The sequence below is a fragment of the Pseudomonas sp. P5_B3 genome, assembly GCF_056400405.1.
On record NZ_JBFULI010000126.1, the window covers coordinates 1 to 1,657 of the forward strand.

At 63.4% G+C, this 1,657-nt stretch carries 1 protein-coding gene; it reads left to right on the plus strand.

The window, feature by feature from the left end; all coding sequences use genetic code 11:
* The coding region (locus AC1DRN_RS29890) for an immunoglobulin-like domain-containing protein (protein WP_477786923.1) at nucleotides 1–1,657 on the plus strand (1,657 nt) is incomplete at both ends.

A 1,657-nucleotide genomic window follows, 5' to 3' on the forward strand; every position in this document is an offset into this window, starting at 1 on the left:
ACCGCTACCCTGACCAACCCGACGCAAACACCGGTGACCGTGACCTTGAGCAACGGCTCGGTCATCACCATCGAAGCTGGCCAGACCACCGGCAGCATCGTGGTCGAAACCCCGGCCAATGACGTTTATGTGAACGGCAACACCGTCAGCACCACCATCACCGGTACCACGGGCGGCAACTTCGAAAATCTGGTGCCGAACACCGCGCCAGCCGTGACCACCATCACCGATTCCGTGGACAACACCGGRCTGASCCTGACGGCCACCGGCAACATCACCGAAGGMGGSCAGATCACCTAYACCGCTACCCTGACCAACCCGACGCAAACACCGGTGACCGTGACCTTGAGCAACGGCTCGGTCATCACCATCGAAGCGGGCAAGACCAGCGGTAGCGTCGTGGTCGAGACCCCGGCCAATGACGTCTATGTCAACGGCAGCACCGTCAGCACCACCATCACCGGCACCACGGGCGGCAACTTCGAGAACCTGGTGCCCAACACCMCGCCGGCCGTGACCACCATCACCGATTCCGTGGACASCACCGGRCTGAGCCTGACGGCCACCGGCAACATCACCGAAGGCGGGCAGATCACCTAYACCGCYACCCTGASCAATCCAGCCGGCACGCCGATGACTGTGACCTTGAGCAACGGCTCGGTCATTACCATCGAAGCCGGCCAGACCTCCGGCAGCGTCAACGTGCCGACCCCGGCCAATGATGTTTATGCCAACGGCAGCACCGTCAGCACCACCATCACCGGTACCACGGGCGGCAACTTCGAGAACCTGGTGCCGAGTAAAGAGCCGGCAGTAACGTCCATCACTGACTCGATCGACACCACCACCGTGACGCTGAGCGCCACACCGAGCGTGGACGAGAACGGCACCATCACCTACACCGCGACGCTGACCGACAAGAACGGCGCCCCGGTGACCGCGCAGAACGGTCCGGTCACCGTCACGCTGGACAGCGGCAAGGTCATCACCATCGCCGAAGGCCAGAGCGCCGGTAGCTTGCCGGTGAGCGTCGGCAACGACGTCTACCAAGGGCCGACCACGGTCACCGAATCCATCAAGGACGCGGTGGGCGGCAACCTGGAACAGGTGTCGCCAAACACCACGCCAGTGACCACCACGGTCAATGACGTCAATGACAGCACCACCGTGACCCTGAGCGCGACGCCGAGCGTGGACGAAAACGGCACCATCACCTATACCGCGACCCTGACCGATGCCCAAGGCCAACCGGTCACCGCGCAGAACGGTCCAGTGACCGTGACGCTGGACAGCGGCAAGGTCATCACCATCGCCGAAGGCCAGAGTTCCGGTAGTTTGCCGGTCACCGTGGGCAACGACGCCTACCAAGGGCCGACCACGGTCACCGAATCCATCAAGGATGCGGTGGGTGGCAACCTGGAAGCCATCAACCCAGTGAAAACCCCGGTCAGCACCACGGTCAATGACGTCAACGACACCACCACGGTGACCTTGACCGCGACGCCGAGCGTGGACGAGAACGGCACCATCACCTACACCGCCACGCTGACCGACAAGAACGGCGCCCCGGTGACCGCACAGAACGGTCCAGTGACCGTGACGCTGGACAGCGGCAAGGTCATCACCATCGCCGAAGGCCAGAGTTCCGGCAGCCTGC